We start from the raw sequence: 26,285 nt of genomic DNA on the forward strand, positions 1-26,285 counted from the left end.
AATTTACAGGATATTTGATGGGTCTCAAAAGCGACAGCTGGATACGCGAAAAAGCGCTCAAAGAGAAGATGATCGAACCATTCTGCGAAGATCAGGTGGGCAAAGGGGTGGTCAGCTACGGCCTGAGCAGCTACGGCTACGACATCCGTGTCAGCGACGAATTCAAGATTTTCACCAATGTCAATGCCGAAGTGGTCGATCCGAAACATTTCGACGAGCGCAACGTGGTCGATTTCCGGGGCGATGTCTGCATCGTCCCGCCCAACTCCTTCGCGCTGGCGAGAACCGTGGAGTATTTCCGCATACCGCGCAACGTTCTGGCCATCTGTCTGGGCAAAAGCACCTACGCACGCTGCGGGATCATCGTCAACGTCACCCCCTTCGAGCCGGAGTTCGAGGGCCATATTACGATCGAAATCTCCAACACGACGCCGCTTCCGGCCAAAATCTACGCCAACGAGGGGATCGCCCAGGTCCTCTTTCTGGAAGGGGACGAGCCGTGTGAGGTGAGCTACAAGGACAAAGCGGGCAAATACCAGGCCCAGACCGGCATCACTTTGCCGCGGATTCTGGACAGGGATTGAGAGATTTTCTGATTATTCTGGCTATCGCATTTTTTGTCGGAGTCGCCTTTTTTGTCAATCAGTCACGCCATCAACACTCCAAAGCGCCCCATCGTCACGAAACGAAAGAGGCGGCTTCGAAATGTGCAGGCTGCCGCGAAAAGGAGGCGAAAAGATCGATCGACGAACTGCGTTCCATCCACTATCTGGAGCGATACGTCGAGGATGTCATCAACCATGGCTCCAGTCAGAATCTGGGGTTCAAGTACGGCGATATGCCCGCTCACATGGCCGATGAGAGGGCGGCCCCGAAAATAGCGGCCTACGTGGTGACCCTCTCGGGAAAGAAGCCGACCCATCCCGAATGGGCCAGAGAGGGGCACACCTTCTACATCAGCAACTGCGGCGGCTGTCACGGCGAAGACGGCAGGGGGATCCACGGCACGTTCCCCGATCTGACCCGCGATCCGCTGCTGGGCATCGAAAGGCGTATCAGAAGGCTGATGGTTACTCAGCGGCGATAGAGATAAAGCGCCTCGAAATCGCCCACAAAAAGGCTCTCCCCTGCAACCGCCGCGTCGATGACGGTGCTGCCTGGCAGGTCGATGGTCTGCAGCAGCCGCAGGGTGCGGGCATCGAAGATGTTCAGGTCCATTTTGCGGCGTCGTAGGGGGCCGTAATGGACTATTTCGTTGCCTTTGGCCGGATAGAGGGCGAAAGCGTACCGTTCGTCAGGAGAGACGAAGAAGGGCCCTCCTTTGTGGCGGGAGCGGGCGTCTCCCGTCTGGATGCGGCCGGAGCGGGTGTCGATGCGTTGAAGACGGCGGGTATGGTCGACGGCCAGCACCGTCCGGTCCCCTTCGATGAAACTGGCGGCGGTGTAGTTGAACATGAAGCCGTGGGGGCGGCGCACCTTCAGGTGCAGACGTTCGCGGCGGCAGTCCCAAAGCCTCCCGTTGTCGTCGAAAAGCCACGGGTGGGCTTTGGCGACGGCGAAAGCCCCGCCTCCGCCCCGGACGGTGAAGGGAGGGTTGTTGCCCTTTATGGGTCTGCAGCCGATGGAGTTGCCTTTGAGCAGCAAAGCGATGCTTTCACCCCCCGGCAGGAAGAGGAAATAGGGAGAGTGCCGCTTCATGCGGAATCCTTTGCCGGTGTGCTGGACGGATGTGAAGGGGATCGTCTCTTTCTCTATTTTCCACCTGGCGGTGTCGATGAAGCGAAGGGCTTTTTCGTAAGGGGCACCCGGTTTGACGACCAGAAAAGCCAGGCGCCGCCCGTCGGGGGAGAAGCGGACCTGGTCGGCCACATTGGCGAGCACCCATTCATGGGCCACCTTTTTTCGGGAGAGGTCGATGACCGAAATGTGCCCGACGATGTGGATTTTGCCGTTTTTCTCTTCGCTGCTCATATTGCTGAGAACCGCGAGCCATCTGCCGTCGGGCGAAAAATCGAGAGATACGACCGGCTGGTCGATGCCGATGGGAACCTGTGTCGCTTCCCCCTCGCCACCCAGCAGAACGACCCCCGTTTTTCCCAGATTGCCGAAAGGCTCCGACTGCGCTTCGGGGTGGGCCATGACCCACATCAGCGCCCCCTTGAGAAAGAGGGGGACCGCCTCTTTCACCAGGGAGGGGGGCATCAGTTTCTGCGTCCAGGCCGACGCCTCTTCACGCTCTTTTTCGGCTGCCTTCTCTCCGGTTTTTTTCATCGCTTCTTCATACTTTTCCCAGCTTCCGTACTCCCGTTTGATGCTCCCGTCGATGATTGAGCGGATCCGTTTTCGCTCCGCTTCGATCTCGGCGGGCGTGGGTTTGGCCTTGCTGATGTAACCGAAGGCGGCGTAGTTTCCGCCGGAGAGCGCCGGTGTGAAGAAGAAGGCGCCCGGCAATCGGAGTGTCTTCACCCGGTGCCAAGGGCCGCCCGCCCATACCGTCACGGTTAGCAGAAGGAGGAGAATTTTCATCCAATTCGGTATCTTTTTGGTCAACATGGGTGTCCCTTTCATCGCAAAACTTCGATATGGGGACAGCGGTGGCGGTCGAACCGCAGAGCGTTGCCGTTGGAGGTGGCGTGCCACCCCGGCTTCGTCGCTTCCGCGCACCAGCTGCCCGGCTTGAAACCTCCACCCAGACGCTGCGCCTCCGCGCATTCGGGGACCGCTTTGGCTGCGGGGCAGCGGGGCGGAAGGTAGAAAACTGTTTTGCCGCCCGCCGTCAACTTCCCGATGGTCCCGATATCCCGGTCGGAAATTCCCTTCAGGTAGTGGGCCTTTTCGAGTTTCGTCAGCAGTTTGACCGCTTTGGGGCCGAAATCCCTGGGGACGATCCGCACGCTGTTTTCGGTGTAGATTTCGTACTCGCTTCGGCCCTCGCCGTAGTTTTCGGGAAACCTCGCCCCGTAGAGCACCTTTTTCAGCAACGCGTTGACGGCCCCGAGGCTCTTTTTCGCGTCGGCGACACTTTCGAAGGCGCCGTCGCCACCGATCGGTGCCTGGAGGGTGATGTACCAGGGCGCGCGCCAATGCAGTTCCCATTTGACGAAGTCGGGGTTTTCGCAGGGGTTCCCCTCTTCGCAGAGGATTTTGGAGACGAACTCCCTGTCCAGCCTCCTGTAGAGCGCTTCGTCGGCGCCGTTTCGCTTTTCGTTCATGCACCGGTGGAAGCTCTCCCAGTTTTTCGCACACGCTTTGTCGGTGAACCAGGGTCTGAGGTCGACGGCGGTGGCGATGCGGTCTATGCGCTCTTTAACCTTCTGTTTCAGCACGATATGGACGATGCCCATGTTCTTCTCGATGCGTATCTCTTCGAGCCCCAGCGATTTTCGCAACCTCTCCAGCCGCGATACCGGAACCTCTTTGAGCCGCACATCCGGTTTGTTGAGGTAGATATCCGCCAGGCCCGGCAGCGGCGGCATGCAGAAGGCCCCGCTCAGCCATACGGCCAGAAGGAGAAGGCGGCGCATCGGACAGGACTTCCTATTTGATCAGCCGTATTTCGACGCGGCGGTTTTTGGCCCGTCCCTCTTCGGTGGCGTTGGACGCGACCGGATTGGCCTTTCCTTTTCCCTCGATCTTGAAGAGTTCGGGGTTCACCTTTTCGCAGTAGATCAGATAGTCCGCGACCGACTGAGCCCGCTGAAGCGAGAGCTTGAGGTTGTAGGTGTCGCTGCCCACATTGTCGGTATAGCCGGTCACGACGATCTTTTTGGCGGGATTCTCACGAATAATGTCTCCCAGCAGGGAAAGGGCCTTTTTCGCTTCGGGTTTGAGGATGAACTTGTTGAAATCGAAAAGCACTTTGGCGGGCACCGTCAGCTTCATGCCCTCTTTGGTCTTCTGGACCGATATTCCCAGTTTTTCGGGTGTCGGCTTCGCCTCTTTTTTCGTATATTTGGCCACTTTGATGTCGGTTATGAGCGTATCGTAGGGTTTTGGGGCGTATCCGCCTCTGCGGGAGAGGAGAAATCCCTGAACGGTCTCATTCTCTTTCACCTTCCACGGTATGGAGGTGAGGCGTTTGCCGTTGAGGTAGAGGCGCATCTGGTGGCGCCTGACCTGTATGGCAAAGTGCATCGGCTTCTTTTCGCAGGGGCGTATCATCGCCAGTTGGCCGATCCCTTTCAGATGGATTTCGCAATACTGCATCGCATAATAGAGCTTGGGGCCCACGCTCTTCATTTTGTCTTTATCCTTCGTCAACATTTCGAAATAGAAGTCCCCGCCTCCCTGATAGCGCATGACGGTAAATTCGATGGAAAAGTCTTCTCGGCCCAGATCGATCTTTTTCAAGAGAGAAAACGGGGCTTGTGCCGAGGGGGCCACCCAGATATGGTCGTTGTATTTCACACACTCGACCGCCCCTTTGATTTCGTCGAACCCTTCCGGTATCTCCCCCACCGGGCATTGGCGGAAATCGGTCCGGAAAAGAATCTTGTCGCCGCTTTCGAATTTGGCGTACTTCTCAGCCCCCGTCACCAGGCCGCCGGCCATTGTTACTAGCGGCAATAGCACCAAGAAAATGGCCCATAATTTCAAATATTTCATAACTAAACTCCCTTTCTTAATCAAATCGTTTTTGTTTGATTTTATCACATTTGGAAAATCGTTTTTCCTATGATGTCGGTCAAAAAGATTGCCCATTATCAGTTCGGATCCAAAACGATAAATAATGTCTTTGTTCGTGTGGAGGTGCAGGGGCTTTAATATTCGTGCGACTCGATCCAGCGCATCAGATGCCACAAGGCGTAGAAATGATGCTTGAAGCGCTTTTTGCGTGAGGCTTCGACGATGAATCGCAACGCGTCGGGTTTGAAGAGCTTGTGTCTGGCGTTGGCTTCCATGAGCCACACCCCCTCTTTTTCTTCGTGGAGCCACTCGGCGTAGGGGTAGGAGAACCCCTTTTTCTTCCGCGTCAGAATGTCCGGGGGCAGATATTTTTGGGCGATCTTTTTAAGAAGCCATTTGGGGCTTTGCCCCATGCGCCATAGCGGGTTGCACCGAAGAAGGGTTTGGACAAGCTTGCGGTCGAGAAAGGGGGTGCGGGCCTCGATGCCGTGGGCCATCGTCACCCGATCGAGTTTTTTCAAAAAGACCTCGGCAAGCTGGATTTTGAAGTCGATGTAGGTGAACCACCGGGGGCCTTCGGGGTTTTCGAAACGTTTAACGTAGTGGTCGATCCATTCAAGCGACGTATCGTCCCTGACGTTTTGTCTAAGCAGCATGTTTTGCTGCAGGTCGGTGAAGATTTCGGCGTAGCTTCGGTAGAGCACCGAACCCTCGAAGATCCGTTTGTACCACTCCCACTCCCGGTTGGGGGAGTAGTGGGCGCGGAAGTAGTTGCGCAGCCAGTTTTTGAATGTGAGGTTTGAAGTCTTTTCGATATCGGCCATTTCGAAGTAGGGGCGGTACCCGAAAAAGAGTTCGTCGGCACCGTCGCCACTCAGTAGCACTTTGATGCCCCGTTTTGCGATATGGCGGCCCAAAAACCAGAGCGGCACCGCCGCCGGGTCCCCCAGGGGTTCGTCTGCGTGGCGTACCCATGCCTCGTGGCAGGCGAAAAAGTCCGCTTTGTTCATGACGATCGCCTCATGGTCGCTGCCGATATGCGCCGCCACCTTGTCGGCATAGAGGCGTTCGTCATATTTTTCGTACCCCTCGTACCCGACGGTGAAAGTGGGCAGCGGTGTTTGTAAAGTACGCTGCGCCATGGCCGCCACCAAAGAGCTGTCGACGCCGCCGCTAAGCAGCGCCCCCAGTGCCACGTCGGAGACCAGGCGGTAGCTTACGCTCTCTTGCAAAAGCGCTTCCACCTTTTCTTCCGAAACGCTTTCATCTCCCGGTCCGACAAGCACCGCATCTTCCACCTTTATGCTGACCTCGCCTTTTTCGTAACGCAACGTGCCCCCCGGCTCCAACTGGTAAATAGCGGGGTAGAGGGTGTGGGGCGAGATGAAAGATTGGTAGGAGAGATAGGATTTAAGAGCGTGGGTATCGGGTTTTAGATTGGGAAAGAGGGTCAAAATCGCCTTGATTTCGGAGGCGAAGACGAAGGTGTCGCCCTGCTTCGTCCAAAAAAGCGGCTTTTTGCCGAAAGGGTCGCGAAAAAGGTGGAGGCTCTCATTTTTCCAGATCGCCATGGCGTACATGCCCCGAAGATGGCGGGGTATCCGTTCGCCCCATCTCTCAAACGCTCTTACCGCCACTTCCGTGTCGCTGTCGGTCGCGAAGGAGCCGCCCAGCGTGTCGCGCAACTGTTTGTAGTTGTAGATTTCGCCGTTAAGAAGCATGAGGGCATCGCCCACACTCATCGGCTGGTTGGCTTTGGGCAGCGGGTCGATGACGCTGAGACGGTGGTGCCCCAGAAAAAGGTCGGGCTCGGTGATGACCCCGTGCGCGTCGGGTCCGCGGTGGGAAAGGGTTTGGAACGCTTCGAAAGCCTTCTTTTCGTCATAGGGACCGACGATTCCGAAAATGGCGCACATATCAAACCTTGATCTTCACCGTGAAATCTCCCTCCAGGTACCCTTCGTAAATACGCACTTTTCCCAGGTTCCGGCAGGCTTTTTCCATCTCTTTGGGCAGCCAATAGTTGTAGGTGCCGCTTCTGTCGCTTCCTCTAAGAAGGTTGAAGACGATGCCCCGGTCGGCCGCGTCGAAACAGCGTTTGACGGCGAGCAGGGTTTCGAAGCGGGTGAGGAGATTGAAGCTGCCGCTAACAAGATACCAGTCGGCTTCGGGCAAAGGGTCGGTGAGCAGGTCGCGACGGAGGATGGATTGCCCCGTGCGTCTTTGCGCCTCCTGGACCATCGGTTCCATCATGTCCAGCCCGATATAGCGTTTGGGCAGACGGCCGCTTTGCTGCATATAGAGATAGAGGTCGCCGAATCCGCAGCCTGCGTCGACGACGCTGCAGGAAGCGATATCGGGAATCTGTTTCAAAAGCGCGTCGAAGCGCCGCCGCTGCCGTTTTTCGTCGTTCCAGGCGACGCCTTTGGCATTTTTCCCATGTTTTGCGACAGTATTGGTGTAAAAAAGTTTCTGATCGATTCTTGGCATGGTAAAATTATAGATAAATAGGTATGAAATTTGCTTAACTTTATTAAAGAATGGGTACAAAAGGGATGGGATGAATCTGCTGGGCTTGATAGGAAGGGAGAAAGAGCTTTTTCAGGAAGATATGGAAACCCATGCAAACAGACTGAAAGAGACTGTTTCCTCTTCGAGCTTTCTGGTGATCGGTGGTGCCGGTTCTATCGGGCAGGCGGTGACAAAGGAGATATTCAAACGCAATCCGAAAAAACTCCACGTTGTCGATATCAGCGAAAACAATCTGGTGGAACTGGTGCGTGATATTCGCAGCTCTTTGGGATATATCGAAGGTGAATTCAAAACGTTCGCCCTTGATATCGGCTCCGACATTTATGACGCATTTATCGAAAACGGCGGAGATTATGACTATGTTTTGAATCTTTCGGCGCTCAAACATGTACGCAGCGAGAAAGACCCCTATACCCTGATGCGGATGATCGATGTCAATATTTTCAATACCGACAAAACCCTCCGCCAGGCTATTGCAAAAAAAACGAAAAAGTATTTTTGCGTCTCGACGGACAAAGCGGCCAACCCGGTCAATATGATGGGAGCGAGTAAACGGATTATGGAGATGTTTCTGATGCGCAGGAGTCTTGATATCGAAATTTCTACCGCTCGTTTCGCCAATGTCGCTTTTTCTGACGGTTCACTCCTTTATGGTTTCAATCAGCGTATTCAGAAGCGTCAGCCCATCGTGGCACCCAACGATATCAAACGATATTTCGTCACCCCGAAGGAATCGGGAGAGTTGTGCCTGATGAGCACAGTGTTTGGCGAAAACCGGGATATCTTTTTCCCCAAACTCTCTGAAGCCCTCCATCTGATTACCTTTGCACAGATCGCGGTCAGATATCTCGAAAATCTTGGGTACGAACCCTGGCTCTGCCAAAGCGAAGAAGAGGCCAGAGAGTTGACGAAAACACTGCCCGAGCAGGGGAAATGGCCCTGTCTTTTCACCCGAAGCGATACGACGGGAGAAAAAGATTTCGAAGAATTTTTTACCGAAAACGAGGTCCTTGACATGGAACGCTTCGAAAATATCGGCGTGATTAAAAACGAGCCGGTTTATGATGAAGCTTTGCTTGAAGAGTTCGAAAAGAGCATTGGCGGAATGCGCCGAAAGGGATCCTGGAGCAAAGAGGAGATTGTCGCGCTCTTTCACAGAATGATTCCAGGATTCGCCCATAAAGAGACGGGTCGATACCTCGATGAAAAGATGTGATCCATGAAGCTGCGGGAAACTATCGATTTTATCCGCTCTCTTTACGGAAAGGAAGCGTTCATTCCGCTGCACGCTCCCGTATTCGCGGGAAACGAAAAAATCTATCTTCAGGAGTGTATCGATAGCACATTCGTTTCGAGTGTCGGCAGGTTCGTCGATCGTTTCGAGGCGATGGTGGCCGAGTTTACCGGTGCTGCATATGCCATCGCCACTGTCAATGGAACGGCGGCTCTTCATGTCGCCTTGAAGCTGGTTGGGGTGGATGAAGGAAGTGAAGTAATCACACAGCCATTGACCTTTGTCGCTACCTGCAATGCGATCAGCTATTGCAGAGCGCGGCCGGTTTTCGTGGATGTGGACAAAGATACATTGGGAATGAGCCCCGATAGTCTGGAGGCTTTTTTGCAAAAACATGCGATGGTGCAAGGCGGTGTCTGTATCAACAAAACGACAGGCAGACGTATCTCCGCCGTTGTACCGATGCACACGTTTGGCCATCCATGCCGTATAGACCGTATCGCCGAACTTTGTGAACGTTATGCCATCCCGTTCGTCGAAGATGCTGCCGAAAGTCTCGGAAGCTATTTCAAAGGGCGTCATACAGGAACGTACGGAAGGGTGGGAGTCTTCAGCTTCAATGGCAACAAAACGATTACCACCGGCGGTGGCGGAATGCTGGTGACGGACGATGAAGCCCTGGCCGCAAGGGCCAAGCACATCACCACTACGGCGAAAATTCCCCACTCTTACGAATATATTCACGATGAAATCGGCTACAACTACCGTCTGCCCAACCTTAATGCCGCTCTTGGATGCGCCCAGATGGAGCGGCTCGAAGAGATGCTCGAAAACAAGCGGGCTACGGCCACGGCTTATCGGCACTATTTTGAGGGCGTAAACGACATTACATTCGTCGAGGAGCCTGTGGACGCGCGTAGCAACTACTGGCTCAACGCCATTATCCTGGATAGTCGCGAAGAAAGAGACCGTTTTTTGATGGAGAGTAACGGAGCCGGTGTCATGGTGCGCCCAATATGGCGTTTGATGAATCGGCTGACGATTTATGAAACATGCCAATCGATGCCGTTGGATAACGCTCTGTGGCTGGAAGAGAGGGTCGTGAATATTCCCAGTGGAGTACGCCTATGACACGGCGGTTGATACTGGTTGGCGGAGGAGGTCACTGCAAAGCGGTTATCGACGTCGTGGAAAAGCAGGGACTTTATACGATCGCCGGGATTCTCGATCGTCCTGAAAACGTTGGAGGTTCCGTTTTGGGATATGAAATCATCGGAACGGACGAGGATATCAAGAGATTGGCGAAGAAGGGATATACTTTTCTCGTGACGGTCGGTCAGATCGATACACCCCGTACGCGCATAAATATTTACGAACGCATTTTGGAAGTGTCGAAGAATCTCGCGACAGTAGTTTCTCCTTTGGCCCATGTCTCTGCATATGCGCGAATCGGGCGCGGGAGTGTCGTCATGCATCATGCTCTTGTGAACGCCGGCGCCGTAATAGGAGAGAACTGCATTGTCAATTCCAAAGCGCTCATAGAGCACGATGCCGTGGTTGAAGCACATTCGCATATCTCCACAGGTGCCATACTCAACGGCGGAACGGTCGTGCGAGAGGGGACTTTTTTTGGCAGCGGTGCTGTCAGCAGGGAGTATGCAAAGACAAAACCTTTCGATTTCATCAAAGCGGGGACGCTTTTTAAAGGAGATCTTCGTGGATAGGGTCTTTATCATTGCCGAAGCGGGTGTCAACCACAACGGGTCGGTGGAATTGGCCGAAAAAATGGTCGATGCGGCGGCGGAAGCGGGAGCCGACGCCGTGAAGTTTCAGACATTCAGGGCAGAAAAGCTTGTCACGCCAAAGGCCCAAAAAGCGGCGTATCAGCAGAAAAATACCGAAACATCGGAATTTCAGTTGACGATGCTCAAAAAGTTGGAGTTCGATGAAATTGCGCACCGGCAGCTTATCGGGCGTTGTCGAAAAAAAGGTATCATGTTTCTATCGACCCCTTTCGATCATGAGAGCATCGATATGCTCAACAATCTGGGTCTTGAAATATTCAAAATTCCAAGCGGAGAGATCACCAACCTTCCCTATTTACGACATATCGGCTCACTGAAAAAAAGAGTGATTCTCTCTACCGGAATGGCCGATATCGGCGAGATCGAGGATGCGCTTGATATACTCGAATCGGCCGGAACGTCCAGGGAAAACATTACGGTTTTGCATGCCAATACGATGTATCCGACCCCGATGGAGGATGTCAATCTCAAGGCGATGCAGACCATTGCCTGTACATTCGGATGCGAGATGGGATACAGTGATCATACACTGGGTATTGAAGTACCCATTGCCGCGGTTGCGATGGGGGCCAAAGTGATCGAAAAGCACTTCACCCTCGACAGGTCGATGGAAGGGCCCGACCATAGAGCGTCGCTGGAACCCCAGGAGCTTGAAGCGATGATAAAAGCGATTCGGAATATCGAGAAGGCATTGGGGAGCGGTATCAAAAAACCGAGCCCCAGTGAAAGACCCAATATAGAGGCGGCAAGAAAGTCGATCGTCGCAGCGAGGCCGATCGACAAAGGAGAGCGATTCAGCGAAGAGAATCTTGCCGTGAAGCGCCCGGGCTCAGGGATGAACCCCATGCGGTGGGATGAAATCATCGGAACGATCGCCCAAAAAGATTACCGAACGGACGAGACGCTATGAAAAAGAGAAAAGTGTGTGTCGTAACCGGTACACGGGCCGAGTATGGGCTTTTCTATCCTGTCATGAAAGCGATCAGGGCTTCTAGAAAACTTTCACTTCAGTTGGTAGCCACGACGATGCACCTCTCCCCCGAATTCGGTCTGACATATCGAGAGATAGAAGAGGATGGGTTCAAAGTTGACGCGACCGTAGAAAATCTGCTTTGTGCCGATACTAGATCGTCCGTTGCCAAATCGACAGCTCTTGCGACGATGCAACTTTCGGACATTTTTCGCAGATTGGAACCGGATATCGTTTTGCTTCTGGGTGACCGTTACGAAACACTCGGTGCAGCGACAGCCGCTCTGCTGATGAACATACCGATCGCCCATATCCATGGCGGTGAAATAACCGAAGGCGCAGTGGATGAGCAGATACGTCACGCCATAACGAAAATGAGTTATCTGCACTTTGCAGCGACCGAAGTGTATCGGAAGCGTATCATTCAAATGGGAGAGAACCCCAAGAGGGTTTTCAACGTCGGTGCACCCGGTATCGACAACATCGTTACGATGGATCTTCCGACAAAAGATGAACTGGAAAAGGAGCTTCAATGGCGATTTGCATACCCGAGCGCTCTTTTTACCTATCACCCCGTCACATTAGAGTGTGATTCTGCAGAGGAGCAGATAGATACGATATTGCAACAGTTGGAACGAGTCGGCCTGTCTGTTTTGTTTACCTATGCCAATGCCGACGCGCAAGGGAGTATCATCAATCGCAAAATTGAGACCTTCTGCCAAAAGGACCCTGTTCGCTACAAGGTGGTTAAAAATCTTGGACAACGTCGCTATCTCGCCGCTATGAACTATGCAGATGTCGTGGTCGGCAACAGTTCCAGTGGTATCATTGAAGCTGCAAGTTTCAAAAAACCGGTGGTCAATATCGGTGAACGACAGAAGGGACGTATACAAAGTGGCAATGTTGTCAACTGCAAAATAGAAAATCTCGAATCGGCCCTTCGAAAGGCACTCTCTGAAGAGCACGTGAAAAAATGCCAGACATTATCGAATCGCTACGGGGACGGAAATACGGCCCAACGCATCGTTTCAACTCTCGAATCGGCCGAATTTTCCACGCGGAAAACATTTTACGAAACAAAGGGACTCCGATGAAAAATGTAGAATCTGTTAAACTCTCTCCTGATGCGACGATACGTGATGCACTCGAGATTATCGACCGTGGTGCCATGAAGATCGCCGTGGTTGTTGACGAAGAGGGATACCTTCTGGGTACAATTACCGACGGAGATATCCGTCGCGCCATACTGTCCGGAAGCAATCTCGACGACACGATCGAGTATATCTACTTCAAAAGTCCCACTGTCATCCGTCCCGATACGAGCCGTGATGCCATCATCAACCTGTGTGCGATCAATAAAATCTATCAGATTCCGATCGTCGATGAAACGGGGAGGGTGATCGGAATCGAAATTCTTGACAGACTTCTGATGCCCAGGCAATATCCCAACAAAGTTATATTGATGGTGGGAGGCCTGGGGACGCGGTTGCGCCCTTTGACGGAGAATACACCCAAACCGATGCTCCATGTGGGAGGCAAACCCATCCTTCACACGATTGTGGAACGTTTCGCCTCTTACGGGTTTACCGATATCGTCATGTGCGTCAACTACAAATCGAGAATGATCAAAGAGTATTTCGGCGATGGTCATCGCTTCGGTGTGCATATCGAGTATGTAGAAGAGAAGGAGCGTATGGGAACGGCCGGGGCGCTGAGTCTTCTTCCCGAGCGTCCGAAAGATTCGTTTTTTGTGATGAACGGGGATCTGCTCACCAGTGTCAATTTCGAACACATGCTCGAGTTTCACCAGGCCAATCGGGCAACGGCGACCATGTGCGTCAGGGAGTACGATTTCCAGGTCCCTTTCGGGGTCGTCAACATCGAAGGAGCGCAAATCCGTTCCATTGTCGAAAAACCCGTCCAACGTTTTTTCGTCAATGCCGGCATCTATCTGCTGGAGCCCTCCTGTCTTGATCTGGTTCCAAAAGGTCAATTTTACGATATGCCCACCCTTTTTGAAACATTGATAGAAAAAGATGAAAAAGTGGTATCTTTTCCATTGAGGGAGTATTGGCTCGACATCGGTCGCATCGAAGAATATGAAAGGGCCAATCAGGAATATGATGAGGTTTTCGATGAATCGGAAGAAAAATAGATACGTGGCCGTGATACCGGCAAGAAAAGGGAGTCGGCGGCTTTATGGAAAAAATATGCTGAAAATCGCCGGCAAACCGATGGTGCAGTGGAGTATCGAAGCGGCTTTAGAATCGAAATCGATAGACCGAATCGTCGTGAGCAGTGACGACAAAAAGGTGCTAGAGCTTGCAAAACGGCTCGGTGCAGAAACAATCGAAAGGCCTGCACACCTCGCCACGGACACCGCCACAACGTTCGATACGGTAGCCCATGCGATTCGATCCTTGGAAGAACTCCCCGAATATACGGTACTTCTTCAGCCTACGTCACCTCTAAGGAGCGCCCGCCATGTGGACGAAGCCATCGCACTGCTCGAAGAGAGGGAAGCCGATGGTGTCATATCGGTCTGTGAAACGGAACATTCCCCCCTGTGGAGCAATATACTGCCCGAAGACGGTTCGATGCAGGGATTTTTGAAAGAAGAGATTCTGAACAAACGTGGTCAGGATCTTCCTGCCTATTACAGGCTCAACGGTGCTATCTATGTGATTCAGAGTCGAAAACTGCTGGAAACCGGAAGTTTCTTTCTCAAAGAGCATCTTTATGCATATATTATGGAACGGGAATCCTCTGTCGACGTCGATTCAAGAGTCGATTTTCTCGTAGCCGACTACCTGCTGAAAAACAGGACAGTTTCACCCCATGAGCAATTTTGAAAGGAGCGGTATGCAATCTGTCGAACAGGAAGCGATGACGAGATTCATGAAAAATCTAAGCTTTTTTCAGGCCCGTCATCCGGATCTCTACCAAAAGCTGGCAGCGTTTGACAATGCCGTTGAGCATGGCCACTATGTGACCCGATATGAACTTGAATACAAAGAAGAGGGTTATTTCGATGTTTTCGAAAAAGAGAGTGGCAATTGGCTGTATGGGATGGATAGCAACAAACATGCTGACGTGATAGCTGACAGCATCGATTATTCCAAAGAGGGTAACCTCTTCGAAACCTTCAGAGAGATTCCGCTTGATGAAGAGAAAGTCAAATTTTACGAATCGCTTCCTTTGACCGATACAGCGCTTTCTACGATCGCTCCTGTTGTCTATTATGCCAATCAGATAGCGGGAAAAGATACGACAATGAAAAAGATCTACAAATTCATCTTTTTCGGAACGGGACTCGGTCTACATTTGAGAAAAATCCACGAAAAAATCGATGCGACAGTCTATCTGATTGTGGAAGATGATCTCGAGCTTTTTAGGCTATCGCTTTTTGTGACCGATTATGAAGCGTTGACAAGTCATAATGCCGTTCTTTTTTTCTCGATTTTCGACGACGATGAGACGTTTCGCTACAAATCCTATGCCTTTTTGCGGGAGATGTTTCCCTACAATCATTACATCAAGTATTTTCTGCTTTTGAGTCATGATACTGAAAAAGTGAAAATCTTTCACAGTGCTGTCATTTCACAGGATTATCTCAAATTCCCCCACTCTGCAGTGATGGAAGTATACCTGCGCCCATACAGGTATCTGGCGGAGGATTACCGTTTTATCGATATAGGCAGGGTCAGTGAATGTGCCTTGTTCGAAAACAAACCGGTGCTGATACTGGGAGCCGGACCTTCGCTGGAGAGAAATATCGATTGGGTGAGAACCAATCAGGAACGTTTCGTTATCGTTTCTGTGACGGCAGTGATGGCTTTGCTTGAAAGACATAATGTCAAGCCTGATATTTTGGTTCATGTTGACGGTTTCGAAGCAAGTATGAAGCATTTAGAGAAGGTGCAGTCGATGAACTTTTTCTCCGATACCATATTGCTGTTTGCTTCGTTTGCCTATCCTCCTTTCACAAAAGCTTTCAAAAAGGAGAATATCTATATTTTCCAGGCGGCTGCGAAGGTCAAGGAGGAGTTTTCACAATTGACCGCTTCCAATGTAGGCATCATGACCTATGCGCTGGGGCTGATGTTCGGAACACATGAAATGTACACACTGGGTCTCGACCTAGCGCTCGATTCCGAGTCGGGAGCCACGCATACCACAGACCACGTTCATGCCAAAAAACTCGATATAGACCATGCGATGGAGCTGGAAGAGTCCGTGAAATACCATGAAAGTGTCGTGTGGACAAAAGGAAACTTCGAAGAAGAGGTTCCAAGCGTTCCGGCGTTTGTAAGTGCGTTGATGGAACTCAGGGGGATAGCCGCCCAGCTTCAAAAGAGTGGGCAAAAGATTTACAATCTCTCTTGCGGTGCATATATCCAGGGCAGTGAGCCGATGCCCATAGAAAATGTTCATGTCGATTCGCTGGGGAAAATGGACAAATCAGAGCTTAAAAACGAGATTGTGAAGTGTTTTGACGCAAATTCTTCCATCAGATTGACGGAAAACGAAATCGAAATGATAAAAAAACGCATCGAACACGGAAAGAATATTCTTGCGCTTCTTGAGGCATTCAAATTGAAAAAATTCAGTTCCATCGACATCTATCATTACGAATTGCTGGGATTGATGATCGATATTCTTGCAGAAGAGAGCAAGGAGGAAGCGGTCGATACGAACGGGGTTATATCGGTCTATATTCAGATGGTCGGCAGCTACGTGTTCGATTTTATCAATACGCGGGAAGTGGACAATCCTAAAAAACATGTCAAGAAACTCAACAGACTTTTTATGACCCAATTTATAAGGCTGGTTGAATATTATGTCGATTTTTTGGAGAATTTTTTGAAGAACTATTTACGGCATTGAATTGTATATGCCCTGCAAATCCCGTTGAGTCACAAGCCGCGATCTGAAGAAGGATCGCGGCGAAAAGGGAGTAGAAACGGTATTACCTGACCTACTGCAGGAGCCTCAAGACATTCTGCTGTACGGCATTGGCCTGACTCATGGCGTAACTGCCTGACTGGGCGAGAATGTTGTATTTGTTGAAGTTCGCAGACTCTTGAGCGAAATCGACATCGCGAATCTGGGATTCTGCAGCGGTTACGTTGACCTGCGCAACGGAAATATTGCGAATGGTCGATTCAACCTGGTTTTGTGCCGCACCGAGTTTCGCACGGAGTGTATCGATTGTCTTCAATGCACTGTCCATGGCCGAAATGGTGGCTTCCGCAGCGGACTGTGTGCTGACGCCGGCTGTACCGATGACATTGCTTGCTGTCATACTGTCGATGGTCGTTTTGGTCGTTTCATTGGCATATGCACCGATATGGAACGTGAAAGAGCTATCGGTGAAGAGAGTTTTGCCGTTGAATTTTGTCTGAGAGTTGATGAAACTCGCCGAACTGATCAAACGGTTGACTTCGGTTTGAATGTAGCTTCTGGAAGCGCTGTCTTGCGTGTCGTTCGCAGCTTCGACGGCAAGCGTACGGATTCGCTGTACGATTTGCGTATATTCCTGAAGGGCACCGTCGGCAGTCTGGATAAGACCAATTGCGTCGTTTCCGTTTCGAATGGCCTGACCGAGACCGTTGCTCTGCGCTTTCAGTTTGTCGGCGATCGCCAATCCGGCAGAATCGTCCGCTGCCTTGTTGATACGCAGACCCGAACTCAATCGTGCCAGGGAATTGTCCAGATTCCTGTTATTGAATGTGGAGTACATGTGTGCATTCATCGCACCTACGTTCGTGTTGATTCGAAATCCCATAATATCCTCCTTGGATGGGTAGTGTTATTCAAGAGCTTCCCTGCTCTTGAAACTATAATCGGTCAAAGGAAAAAAAGATTTAGCATTTTCGCGGAAAAAGTGCGAAAATGCCAAAAAGTGTAGATCTATTTTTTCGCCGCCGCGGCCTGGGCCTCGATCATCGTGGCAAGATTGTTGAAAGAGGCGTTCATTTTTGCGATCATGGCATCGTAGGCCATAAACTGTTTGGCCATGATTTCATATTTGTTGTCGAGGCGCTCGATGGCTTTCTCTTTCCGTTCTTCGAGTTCGGAGATGCCGTTTTTGAGAAATTCGTCATATTTACTCAAAAGTCCGCCGTATTTTGTAACGTCGTCAAGATAGTTTTTCAGATGGGCCATCACCCCAGCGTCATCTGTTGTGCCCGCGAAAGTCTCCTGAATGGTGTCGGGATCTTTTTGCAGGGCGTCGATGAACGTACTTCTGTCGAAACTCATCTTTCCGTATCGGTCCACGTCGATGCCGAACTCATTGAGAGCTTTGCCGTTGGGTGCGATTTCCATTACGATTGTACTGATCTGCCGCTTCAAAGCGCCCACGGTGCTGTCACCCTGGAATACGCCGGCTTCTTCGGAATCGGCGTCATATTTGGTGACATTTTTCAGATTGGTCATGATTTCATTGTATTTGTCGACGAAATCCTGCACTTTGTCGGCCACGGCGTCGTTGTCCTGGGTGACCGAAATCCGGTTGGTTGCCGTGCTGACCTGATTGAGCGTGAATGTGACACCCGAAATGGCGTCGGTGATGGAGTTGCCCGAACGTGTCACATCGACGCCGTCGATATTGACGATCGCATCCTGCGCATCCTGCAAAGAGGCATTGGACGATGTCAGATCGAGAAAGTCGTTGCCTCCGCCAAACGAAAACGCCATGGCATTGGCCGAACCCGTCTCCCTTGTTTTGAGAATCAACTCATAGGGGGTGTCTCCGGCACCCGTATTCAGCAGGGTGACAGTGAGTTTTCCATCCATTTCACCGGCGATTTGCGCTTTCAATTCTTTGAGAGTCGTTCCGGCCGAAACGGTAAATGTCGTATCTTCGCCATCAATGGAGATGGTCATGTCGGTATCCGTATCCGTCACGACAGAGTCTTCCGAAGCGAATCCTTTGGTTTGCTTGATATCTGCTGTGGCAAGCTGTTTGACCATGATATTGACATCCTGCACGGGCGCACCGTCTGTTACGGTCGCTTCGATATCGCTGCCGGTTATATCTATTTTTCGACTGCCGTAGAGAGTGGGACCGGCGATATCAAACAGTGTGTTCTGCAAATCGTGAAGTTTGCTCAGGATATCCTGAAAAACCTGCTCTTTGTTCTGTCCGCTTTCGATTTTTTTGTCCAGCGGCTCGATGATCGCCTTTTCGTCGACTTCCCGGAGTTTGTCGATAATATCATAGCTGAGCGCTCCACCGCTTCCGAGACCGATGAAACTGGTCGTTCCAAGCGCCATGGTACAATCCTTTGTGTGGCTTATCTGCTTTTATATCGGCTGATCCTTAAAATAGTTTAAGATCGCTTTATGCTATGATTGCAGCCATCGAATTATTTTTTCTGCATACATTATATAGGAAACAGCATTGAAAAATCTCATTATCGTCGAATCGCCCGCCAAAGCACGAACCATCAAGAACTTTCTGGGCAAGGATTACGAAGTGATCGCTTCCAAGGGGCATATCCGCGACCTGCCCAAGCACAGTTTCGGCATCAAGATCGAAGGTGACCGGTTCGAGCCGCAGTACCGAGTCGACAGGGACCACAGCGCCATCGTCAAGCAGATCAAAGATCTGGCCCAAAAAAGCGAGCGGGTCTACATCGCGACCGACGAGGACCGCGAAGGGGAGGCGATCGGCTACCATATCGCCAAGGCAATCGGCAAAGACCCCGAAACACTGCCGCGTATCGTCTTTCACGAGATTACAAAAAGCGCCATCGAGCACGCGCTGGAGAATCCGCGAAAGATCGACATGGACCAGGTCAATGCCCAGCAGGCCAGACGCCTTCTGGACCGCATCGTCGGCTACAAACTCTCTCCTCTGCTGGCCAGCAAGATCCAAAAGGGCCTGAGCGCCGGGCGCGTGCAGTCGGCGGCGCTGAAGATTGTCGTCGACCGGGAGCGGGAGATCCAGGCCTTCCAACCGGTGGAGTACTGGAGCATCGACGCGATTTTCAAGCCCGAAATCGAAGCGGGACTGGTGGAGTATGGCGGCAAGAAGATCGAAAAGATGACGATCAAAACGGGCGAGGAAGCCCACGCTATCGAAGCGACGCTCAAAAAGGAGACGTACAGGGTCAAAAGCATCGAAAAGAAGCAGCGCAAGAGCTCCGCACCGCCCCCTTTCATGACCTCCACGCTGCAGCAGAGCGCGTCGGGACGGCTTGGCTTCAGCCCCAAAAAGACGATGATGATCGCCCAGAAGCTCTACGAAGGGGTGAAGACCGACAAGGGTCAGATGGGTGTCATCACCTACATGCGGACCGACTCGCTCAACATCGCCAAAGAGGCCCAAGACGCCGCGCGGGAAACCATCGTGAAAGCCTATGGCGAAAAATACCTGCCGCCCAAGCCCAAAATCTACAGCTCGAAAGCCAAAGGGGCGCAGGAGGCCCACGAGGCGATTCGCCCCACACGGCTCGATTTTAGCCCCGACATCGCCGCCAAATACCTGGCGCCCGACGAACTGAAGCTTTATCGGCTTATCTACAACCGGTTCCTGGCCAGCCAGATGCATGACGCGCTGCTGGAGTCGCAGACCATCCTTTTCGCATCCGAGCACGGCGTCTTCAAGGCGACCGGCCGCAAGCTGGTTTTCGACGGCTTCTACCGGGTCATGGGATACGACGACAAGGACAAACTGCTGCCTGAACTCAAGGAGGGCGAAGAGGTGCCGCTGCAGAAGCTGACGGCCAACCAGCACTTCACCGAACCGCCGCCACGCTATACGGAAGCGAGCCTTATCAAGAAGCTCGAAAGCCTGGGTATCGGCCGACCCAGCACCTACGCGCCGACCATTTCGCTGCTGGTATCAAGAGAGTACCTCAAGATCGAGAAGCGCCAGCTTATCCCGACACCCATCGCCTTTACCGTCATCGAGATTCTGGAGAAGCATTTCCCCGAAATCGTCGACTCCAACTTCACGGCCGAGATGGAAGAGAAGCTCGACGAGGTGGCGGAGAGGAGGGTGGACTGGCAGAAACTGCTGCTGGAGTTCTACAAACCTTTCATCGAGAAAGTGGAAGAGGGCAAGAAGGCGATCAAAAGCCTGAAAAAGGCCGAACCTATCGGGCGTGAGTGCCCCCAGTGCGGCAGCGAACTTCTTCTAAGAAGCGGACGGTACGGCGACTTCATCGCCTGCAGCAACTATCCCAAGTGCAAATACACCGAAAACATCGCCAAAGAGGGAGAAGAGGAGAAACCGCAAGCCCAGGCGAGCGACGAAGTGTGCGAAAAGTGCGGCGCGCCGATGGTCGTCAAAACCGGCCGGCGCGGGCCTTTCCTGGCTTGCAGCGCCTACCCCAAATGCAAAAACACGCGGCCGCTGGAAAAGCCCAAAGCACTGGCTGTCAAATGCCCCGAATGCGGCGGCGACATCATCGAGCGCTCGTCGCGGCGCGGCAAGTTTTTCGGTTGCTCCAACTACCCCAAGTGCACGTTTGTGAGCAAATTCGAACCGACCGAAAAGAGGTGCCCGGCATGTGGTTACCCGATGGCCAAACGCACTTTCCGGGGCAAAGAAGTGTATGAGTGCATCAAGTGCAAGCACAGAGAAGAGGCGGGAGCCTCTTTTGGTGAAAAGTGAAAAACCAAAAGTGAAAAGTTACGGATGGTCGCTTCGCTCCCTTTTATTCAAATAGATGGAAGCCGACAAAGTCGGCATCCTAAACTTTTCACCATTCACTATTCACTTTTCACCAAAAAGTTTCGCTCATGAAACTCGGCATCCTCTCCGATACCCACAAAAAATTGGGACGCGCCCGCAGGGCGATCGACATGCTGGTCGAAAACGGTGCGGAGTTTCTGATCCATGCCGGGGACATTGGCAGGGAAGAGACGCTGGCCTATATGGAGTCGATCGGTCTTGCCTATGTGGCGGTGCTTGGTAACAACGATGAAAAGCTGGCCCACCTGGAAGACCGCTACGCACTTTTCAGGGAACCCCACTATTTCGACATTGGCGGTCTGCGTGTCAAACTGATGCACCATCCATGGTTTCTCTCGCCCGATGCCGACCTGATCGTTTTCGGCCATACCCACAAGTTTTCGCTGGAGTGCCGCCTCAGCGGCGAGCTTTTTATCAATCCCGGGGAGGTGTGCGCGAGGAACAAGCCGGTCAGCGAGGCGGTTCTGCTTGAGCTTCGGGAGGATGCATGGCATATCGTCCATTGCGAACGCCGCATCAAAGAGAGCGAATGGCGGTATAATAGACATATCTGTTCCCGAAAGGTTCCGGCGGATGTCTAGAAAAATCTTTCTGTGTGCCATCAGCAACATCTCCAGCGGCCACTGCCTCGAGGATTGCAGATTCTGTACCCAGAGTGTCCGATACGGGGCCGACATCTCCCGTTACTACCACAAGCCGATCGAAACGATTGTCGAAGAGGCGAAACGGGCGCGGGAGCGCAAAGCAGCCGGTTTCTGCCTTGTTACGGCCGGTAGGGGAATCGACGAGAAGACGCTGCGCTTCGTCTGCGAAACGGCCGAAGCGGTCAAAAAAGAGGTGGCGGGACTCGCTCTTATCGCCTGCAACGGTACGGCGAGCGTGGAACAACTCACGATTTTGAAAGAGCACGGCATCGACAGTTACAACCACAACCTGGAGACATCCGAAACGTTCTACCCCCAAATATGCACCACCCACAGCTGGAAAGAGCGCTACGAAACCTGCGAAAATGTCAAAAAGGCGGGGCTAAAGCTCTGCACAGGCGGCATTTTCGGCCTTGGCGAGAGCATGGAAGATCGTCTTTTGTTGCTCGAAAGTATCCGCTCTCTTGATCCGGCATCGGTGCCGATCAATTTCTACCATCCAAATACCGCCCTGCCTCTGGAGAAGAAGACGGTTCCGGCCAAAGAGGCGCTGAAGATGATACGGATCGCCAGGGAGGTGCTGGGTGAGCGGCGTATCATGGTCGCGGGAGGCCGCGAAATCACCTTCGGGGACGAGGATTACAGAATCTTCGAGGCGGGCGCGGATGCCATCGTGATCGGCGATTACCTGACCACGCGGGGGAAGGAGCCGACGCGTGACCATAGGATGCTGCAAGCACACGGATACGAGATCGCCGGGAGCTGCCATGAGCAGTGACGTTCTGATCATCGTGACCCTGTCGCTGCTGATCTGGGTGAGCCCCTTCATCGCGAAGCTCGTCAGGCTGCCTACGACGCCGGTCGAGATCATTCTGGGTTCCATCGCCGGAGGCATCGGACTTTTCGGGGAGGGAGACAACGAGATTTTCTCCATCGTCGCGGAGTTCGGGTTTCTCTACCTGATGTTCGTGGCGGGCCTGGAGGTCAACGTCAAGAAACTGCTTCGCACCGACATGGAGATTCTGAAGACAGGATTCGCCTATCTGGGCATCCTCTACGCGCTATCCGTGCTAATCGCCTACCAGCTTGGGATGAGTTTCGTTTTCATGGTGATTTTTCCTCTCATCTCCGTCGGGCTTATCGCCACCCTTTCGAAAGAGTACGGCAAGGAGACTCCCTGGGTCAAACTCTCGATCACCATCGGTATCCTGGGTGAGCTGATCAGTATCATCGTCCTGACACTCGCGAGTGCCGGCATCCATTACGGTCTGGGGCTCGACTTCTTTTTCAAGATATCGGTTCTTGCCACGTTCATCGCGTCGATGGCGCTGGTCTATTACCTGTTGCATCTGCTTTTTTGGTGGTATCCGGAGATACGCAGTGTCATGATGCCCTATTTCGATACGAAGGAGCAAGATATTCGGCTGAGCATGGCGACCCTTTTCATCATGCTGGCGATCATGCTCTATCTCGGGCTTGAACTCGCCTTCGGCGCCTTCATCGCCGGTGTATTCATCGCGACCTTCTTCTCCCACAAGGAGGATTTGGAGGCGAAACTCTCCAGTTTCGGCTTCGGGTTTTTGATCCCGATCTTTTTCATCTATGTGGGAAGTTCCCTCCCCTACGAAGCGCTTCAGAAAGAGGGACTCATCCTCTTCTCCCTGATTATCGCGGTTATCATGATTTTCATACGTATGCTGGCCTCGTCGGCATTCGTCCGTCTTTGCGGCTTCAGGAACGCGACGCTGATCGCCTTTTCGCATGCGATGCCCCTGACGCTTCTCATCGCCGTCGCGACGCTGGCGTTTCATGCGCGAAGCATCGACGAGTTTCACTACGAGGCATTCATTCTCGCCAGTATCGTGGAGGTGGTCGTTTCGATGGCGGCCATCAAGCTGCTGAACCGGAGAAAACCCGTGGAAGAGTGCGTTTTGGCCCCAGGCGGCAAAACCAAAAAGCAGAATGGTTAGTCTCTTAAAAGCTTCGAAACCGTCGGTTTTAAAAAGCCTATGCGTTTTGTTTCTCTTCGATTTTTGAAAGAATCTCTTCGACAATGGCGTCGGGATCTCTGTCGGCGTCGACGGTAATCTGCGCCCGCTTTTCGTAAATCCTCTCCCTGGCTTCAAACAGCATCCGTGTCTTGGCTGTATCGTTGAAAAGGGGGCGCTTTTTGCGCTCTTCGGGCCGGATGCGCTGTAGAATCTTTTCGAAGGAGATTTTCAGGTAGACCACTGTTCCGATATCACGAAGTTTTTCGACAACCATCGGCATGCCGCCGCCGGTGGAGACGATGCTGCCGCGAACACACTCGGCGAGCCAACGGGCGCTCTGTTGTTCCAACTGGCGAAAATAGGCCTCCCCCTTTTCATCGAAGATGGAGGGAATCGCTTTGCCCTGGGCCGATTCGATCAGGGCGTCGGCATCGAGGAAGTAGCGTCCGCTGCGCTGGGCGAGCCGGCGTCCTACCGTACTTTTCCCCGCCCCCATGAAGCCTATGAGAACGATATTCTCAGCGCACCTCAAGGAGGTATCCATCGTCCGTTTTCTTGATGTCGTACCGGTAGGGGGCATCGAATGTGACAACGACGCGGTAATACCCTTCATGGTTGCCGATATCGACGGCGGTGAACGGGGGTGTATCCAAATCTTTGTGTTTGGTAAGAAAGCCCGCCTTTCGCCGGAAGTCTATCGCCACTTTGAAGGGATGGGTCAGATGGAATGCGCGGATTTTCTCATCTTTCGTGAGAATTTTGATACGGTTCTTTTCGATCTTCAGCGATACAAAGGGAAGGGGAGCGTATTTGATCGCCGGCTCTGCGTGGCCGACCGCGGTGGAGGGTTTCGGTTTGGCTGCGGCTTTTTTCTTTTCGCGCCGCAGAGGTGTCCTGGTTTTTGGGGGCACCGCCGGCGGTGTCACCTCCTCCTGGGAGATGATGAGGGGTTTGTGCCAATCGATTGACCGATCGATGGCGACGATCTCTTTTTTGATCGATCCGTCAATGGATTGGTAGTAGATGGCGACGGAGGTGAGAATGCGTGCATCCACGGGAAGCTGGACTCGGGTCTTTTCAAAAGGGGGTGCCTTTTCGACCTTGTTGGATGTCACGGGCAAAACGGTGTTGTCGATGATGGGTTTGAAAGGGTTCTCTCTTGCCTCGGAGGCCAGTAGCGCCATGCAAAGTAAAAACAGATATTTTCTCATTGGTCCGGCTCCAGTTGTTTCAGTTCGAAGTACTCTTTCTGCAGGGCCGCATTTTCCTTTTTGAGAAGCCTGATGTGGTGTTCATAGGTGGTTCGCTGCTCCTCAAGACCAAGCAGAACGGTCAGCGAGTTGGGACCGAAAAGCAGAACACCGGCATAGATGCCCAGCCCAACGACGGCGATCAGTGCGGCAAGAATACGCTGAAGAGGTATGCCGAAGATGGCGATCGACCGGCTTCCGCCGGTCGGGACTACCTCGATATCGGGCATTAACTAAAAAGTTCCTTCCCGAGGTATTCGCTGTAGCCGAGTTCACGCTCGATGGCAAGAAGCCGGTTGTACTTGGCGATGCGTTCCGAACGCGCCGTCGATCCGGTTTTGATCTGTCCGGTATTGAGCGCCACGGCGAAATCGGCGATGAACGGATCTTCGCTCTCCCCGCTTCTGTGGCTCATGACGCAGGTGTATCCGTTGCGCTGGGCGAGGCGGACGGTCTGCATTGTTTCCGAAACCGATCCGATCTGGTTGGGTTTGATCAGGATCGAGTTGGCGATACCTTTTCCGATCCCTTCGGCGAGAATGCCGACATTGGTGACGAAGAGGTCGTCGCCAACCAGCTGCACTTTGCAGCCCAGCCGCTCCGTCAATGTTTTCCATCCGTCCCAGTCATCTTCGCTGAGGCCGTCTTCGATGCTGACGATCGGGTATTTTCCGATCAGCTCTTCGTAATATGCGATCAGCTCCTCGCTGCTGACGGTGCGGTTTTCGCTCTCGAGGCGATAGCCCCCCTCCGCGACCAGTTCGCTGCTGGCAACATCGAGGGCGATGGCAATCTGCTCGCCCGGTTTGTAGCCCGCTTTCTCGATCGCCTGCATAATCACCTGAATCGGCTCTTCGTTGCTGCTGAGGTTAGGCGCGAAGCCGCCCTCGTCGCCGAGCGCCGTGGAGTGTCCCATGTCGTGCAGTATCTTTTTGAGGTTATGGTACACCTCCGCGCTGGCCCTGAGCGCTTCCGCGAATTCGTCGAAGCCCGTGGGCATGATCATGTACTCCTGGAAGTCGACACTGTTGTCGGCATGGCTGCCGCCGTTGATGATGTTGAGCATCGGGGTCGGCATGACCAGGGCATTGGCACCGCCAAGATAGCGGTATAGGGGCATGTGGAGGCTCTTTGCAGCGGCACGCGCGACGGCCATGGAGACGCCAAGAACCGCATTGGCTCCGATGTTTTCGTAATTGTCCGTTCCGTCGATCTCTTTCATGATGATGTCGATCTCCGCCTGGTTGTAGGGGCTCAGGCCGATCAGTTCGTCGGCGATTTTGATGTTGACGTTTTCGCAGGCCGTCAGGACCCCTTTGCCCATGTAACGCTCTCCGCCGTCACGAAGTTCGAGGGCTTCGCGCTTGCCCGTGCTGGCGCCGCTGGGGACGATCGCGTCGGCACTGGTGCCGTCGCTCAGACGCACCGTCGCGCGAACAGTGGGATTGCCCCGGCTGTCCATCACTTCGTCGGCCTGGATATTGTCGATAAAAACCATGATTGATCTCCTTTTTAAATAGTGTG

The 26,285-nt window shown here is 52.7% G+C and carries 25 protein-coding genes; 14 read left to right on the forward strand and 11 right to left on the reverse strand.

Annotated features, from left to right (window positions below; translation table 11 throughout):
- Positions 1 to 17: 17 nt before the first annotated feature.
- Both dcd and JMG82_RS08535 read left to right on the forward strand, forming a co-directional pair.
- Entirely contained in the window at positions 18 to 584 is a 567-nt protein-coding gene (gene dcd / locus JMG82_RS08530; RefSeq protein WP_201352328.1) for a dCTP deaminase, read from the forward strand.
- A complete protein-coding gene (locus JMG82_RS08535) occupies positions 581 to 1,087 on the forward strand; it encodes a c-type cytochrome (protein ID WP_201352329.1) in 507 nt (168 codons plus the stop codon). Before dcd ends, JMG82_RS08535 begins: the two co-directional genes overlap by 4 nt.
- Here JMG82_RS08535 and JMG82_RS08540 read toward each other — a convergent pair.
- From JMG82_RS08540 to JMG82_RS08560, 5 genes are all read right to left on the reverse strand, one after another.
- Positions 1,075 to 2,526 carry a PD40 domain-containing protein gene (locus JMG82_RS08540; protein ID WP_201352330.1) on the reverse strand — a complete coding sequence of 484 codons (1,452 nt, stop codon included), beginning with the start codon at positions 2,524 to 2,526 and terminating at the stop codon, positions 1,075 to 1,077. The two genes, JMG82_RS08535 and JMG82_RS08540, sit on opposite strands and share 13 nt — an antisense overlap.
- Before the next feature lie 38 nt (positions 2,527 to 2,564).
- Positions 2,565 to 3,524 carry a hypothetical protein gene (locus JMG82_RS08545; protein ID WP_201352331.1) on the reverse strand — a complete coding sequence of 320 codons (960 nt, stop codon included), beginning with the start codon at positions 3,522 to 3,524 and terminating at the stop codon, positions 2,565 to 2,567.
- A gap of 13 nt (positions 3,525 to 3,537) precedes the next feature.
- Positions 3,538 to 4,605 (reverse strand): OmpA family protein, encoded by a 1,068-nt coding sequence (locus JMG82_RS08550; protein WP_201352332.1) that lies wholly within the window; start codon positions 4,603 to 4,605, stop codon positions 3,538 to 3,540.
- A 155-nt stretch (positions 4,606 to 4,760) separates the two neighbouring features.
- On the reverse strand, positions 4,761 to 6,542 hold the full coding sequence (gene asnB / locus JMG82_RS08555; RefSeq protein WP_201352333.1) for an asparagine synthase (glutamine-hydrolyzing): 1,782 nt from the start codon (positions 6,540 to 6,542) through the stop codon (positions 4,761 to 4,763).
- A 1-nt stretch (position 6,543) separates the two neighbouring features.
- Positions 6,544 to 7,116 (reverse strand): class I SAM-dependent methyltransferase, encoded by a 573-nt coding sequence (locus JMG82_RS08560; protein ID WP_201352334.1) that lies wholly within the window; start codon positions 7,114 to 7,116, stop codon positions 6,544 to 6,546.
- 70 nt (positions 7,117 to 7,186) lie between these two features.
- Here JMG82_RS08560 and JMG82_RS08565 point away from each other — a divergent pair, with 70 nt between their 5' ends.
- The 8 genes from JMG82_RS08565 to JMG82_RS08600 are packed head-to-tail and all read left to right on the forward strand — an operon-like array spanning position 7,187 to position 16,054.
- On the forward strand, positions 7,187 to 8,374 hold the full coding sequence (locus tag JMG82_RS08565) for a UDP-N-acetylglucosamine 4,6-dehydratase (protein WP_201352335.1): 1,188 nt from the start codon (positions 7,187 to 7,189) through the stop codon (positions 8,372 to 8,374).
- 3 nt (positions 8,375 to 8,377) lie between these two features.
- Complete coding sequence (locus JMG82_RS08570) at positions 8,378 to 9,523, forward strand: LegC family aminotransferase (RefSeq protein ID WP_201352336.1); 1,146 nt, start codon at positions 8,378 to 8,380, stop codon at positions 9,521 to 9,523.
- Positions 9,520 to 10,116: a PglD-related sugar-binding protein gene (locus tag JMG82_RS08575; RefSeq protein ID WP_201352337.1), complete on the forward strand. Its 597-nt coding sequence runs from the start codon at positions 9,520 to 9,522 to the stop codon at positions 10,114 to 10,116. The genes JMG82_RS08570 and JMG82_RS08575 overlap by 4 nt, the downstream gene beginning before the upstream one ends.
- Entirely contained in the window at positions 10,109 to 11,107 is a 999-nt protein-coding gene (gene neuB / locus JMG82_RS08580; protein WP_201352338.1) for an N-acetylneuraminate synthase, read from the forward strand. The genes JMG82_RS08575 and neuB overlap by 8 nt, the downstream gene beginning before the upstream one ends.
- Complete coding sequence (gene neuC / locus JMG82_RS08585) at positions 11,104 to 12,261, forward strand: UDP-N-acetylglucosamine 2-epimerase (RefSeq protein ID WP_201352339.1); 1,158 nt, start codon at positions 11,104 to 11,106, stop codon at positions 12,259 to 12,261. Before neuB ends, neuC begins: the two co-directional genes overlap by 4 nt.
- The gene (locus JMG82_RS08590) at positions 12,258 to 13,322 is read left to right on the forward strand and encodes a nucleotidyltransferase family protein (RefSeq protein WP_201352340.1); all 1,065 of its coding nucleotides are present in this window, start codon (positions 12,258 to 12,260) and stop codon (positions 13,320 to 13,322) included. Before neuC ends, JMG82_RS08590 begins: the two co-directional genes overlap by 4 nt.
- The gene (locus JMG82_RS08595; RefSeq protein ID WP_201352341.1) at positions 13,303 to 14,019 is read left to right on the forward strand and encodes an acylneuraminate cytidylyltransferase family protein; all 717 of its coding nucleotides are present in this window, start codon (positions 13,303 to 13,305) and stop codon (positions 14,017 to 14,019) included. Before JMG82_RS08590 ends, JMG82_RS08595 begins: the two co-directional genes overlap by 20 nt.
- Positions 14,020 to 14,029: 10 nt before the next feature.
- Entirely contained in the window at positions 14,030 to 16,054 is a 2,025-nt protein-coding gene (locus JMG82_RS08600; RefSeq protein ID WP_201352342.1) for a motility associated factor glycosyltransferase family protein, read from the forward strand.
- Between the two features lie 91 nt (positions 16,055 to 16,145).
- Here JMG82_RS08600 and JMG82_RS08605 read toward each other — a convergent pair whose 3' ends face one another.
- Together JMG82_RS08605 and fliD are read right to left on the reverse strand one after the other, a co-directional pair.
- Positions 16,146 to 16,955, reverse strand: coding sequence for a flagellin N-terminal helical domain-containing protein (locus tag JMG82_RS08605; RefSeq protein ID WP_201352343.1), 810 nt, complete (start codon positions 16,953 to 16,955; stop codon positions 16,146 to 16,148).
- A gap of 125 nt (positions 16,956 to 17,080) precedes the next feature.
- Positions 17,081 to 18,448: a flagellar filament capping protein FliD gene (gene fliD / locus JMG82_RS08610; protein ID WP_201352344.1), complete on the reverse strand. Its 1,368-nt coding sequence runs from the start codon at positions 18,446 to 18,448 to the stop codon at positions 17,081 to 17,083.
- Positions 18,449 to 18,575: 127 nt separating this feature from the next.
- Here fliD and topA point away from each other — a divergent pair, with 127 nt between their 5' ends.
- The 4 genes from topA to JMG82_RS08630 all read left to right on the forward strand — a co-directional run bounded on the left by topA (position 18,576) and on the right by JMG82_RS08630 (position 23,490).
- Entirely contained in the window at positions 18,576 to 20,795 is a 2,220-nt protein-coding gene (topA, locus tag JMG82_RS08615) for a type I DNA topoisomerase (RefSeq protein ID WP_201352345.1), read from the forward strand.
- A gap of 128 nt (positions 20,796 to 20,923) precedes the next feature.
- Positions 20,924 to 21,457, forward strand: a complete 534-nt coding sequence (locus JMG82_RS08620) for a metallophosphoesterase family protein (RefSeq protein ID WP_201352346.1) — start codon at positions 20,924 to 20,926, stop codon at positions 21,455 to 21,457.
- Positions 21,450 to 22,298, forward strand: a complete 849-nt coding sequence (locus JMG82_RS08625) for a biotin synthase (protein ID WP_201352347.1) — start codon at positions 21,450 to 21,452, stop codon at positions 22,296 to 22,298. Before JMG82_RS08620 ends, JMG82_RS08625 begins: the two co-directional genes overlap by 8 nt.
- Positions 22,288 to 23,490: a cation:proton antiporter gene (locus JMG82_RS08630; RefSeq protein WP_201352348.1), complete on the forward strand. Its 1,203-nt coding sequence runs from the start codon at positions 22,288 to 22,290 to the stop codon at positions 23,488 to 23,490. The genes JMG82_RS08625 and JMG82_RS08630 overlap by 11 nt, the downstream gene beginning before the upstream one ends.
- Positions 23,491 to 23,527: 37 nt before the next feature.
- On the opposite strand, the gene JMG82_RS08635 is transcribed toward JMG82_RS08630, so the two are convergent.
- The 4 genes from JMG82_RS08635 to eno are packed head-to-tail and all read right to left on the reverse strand — an operon-like array spanning position 23,528 to position 26,259.
- Entirely contained in the window at positions 23,528 to 24,043 is a 516-nt protein-coding gene (locus tag JMG82_RS08635) for a shikimate kinase (protein WP_236579123.1), read from the reverse strand.
- Positions 24,030 to 24,722 carry an AMIN domain-containing protein gene (locus tag JMG82_RS08640; protein ID WP_201352350.1) on the reverse strand — a complete coding sequence of 231 codons (693 nt, stop codon included), beginning with the start codon at positions 24,720 to 24,722 and terminating at the stop codon, positions 24,030 to 24,032. The genes JMG82_RS08635 and JMG82_RS08640 overlap by 14 nt, the downstream gene beginning before the upstream one ends.
- Complete coding sequence (locus JMG82_RS08645) at positions 24,719 to 24,991, reverse strand: septum formation initiator (protein WP_201352351.1); 273 nt, start codon at positions 24,989 to 24,991, stop codon at positions 24,719 to 24,721. Before JMG82_RS08645 ends, JMG82_RS08640 begins: the two co-directional genes overlap by 4 nt.
- Positions 24,991 to 26,259: a phosphopyruvate hydratase gene (gene eno, locus JMG82_RS08650; RefSeq protein WP_201352352.1), complete on the reverse strand. Its 1,269-nt coding sequence runs from the start codon at positions 26,257 to 26,259 to the stop codon at positions 24,991 to 24,993. Before eno ends, JMG82_RS08645 begins: the two co-directional genes overlap by 1 nt.
- Positions 26,260 to 26,285 lie beyond the last annotated feature (26 nt).

The organism is Hydrogenimonas urashimensis (genome assembly GCF_016593255.1).
GTDB lineage: Bacteria > Campylobacterota > Campylobacteria > Campylobacterales > Hydrogenimonadaceae > Hydrogenimonas > Hydrogenimonas urashimensis.